The organism is uncultured Dokdonia sp., from assembly GCF_947492535.1.
Taxonomy (GTDB): Bacteria; Bacteroidota; Bacteroidia; order Flavobacteriales; family Flavobacteriaceae; genus Dokdonia.
The window spans coordinates 1-206 of the sequence record NZ_CANLNH010000071.1 but is presented as its reverse complement, the minus strand read 5'-3'; the positions used below and the strand labels follow the sequence as shown (position 1 = coordinate 206).

General features: G+C 44.2%; 1 protein-coding gene. It reads right to left on the bottom strand.

The genetic code is table 11. The annotated features are described in order from the left end of the window. On the bottom strand, window positions 1-206 hold a 206-nt coding region (locus Q1A60_RS21595), incomplete at both ends, for an Ig-like domain-containing protein (RefSeq protein ID WP_299770834.1).

The window sequence follows — 206 nt, the reverse complement described above, 5'->3', positions numbered from 1 at the left end:
ACAGTTCCATCTGCATTGATCGTTACCGTTCCATTGGCTGGATCAGTCACATCAGTCACTTCTACATCACTCGTAGGATCAAACATATCATTATCTAATACATCTACATCTACTGGTGTATCCTCTGCTGTCGTCTCTGCATCATCCATCACATCAACTACTGGATTCACCGTAACTACCACTGTAGCGGTATCCGTAGAGGTCGA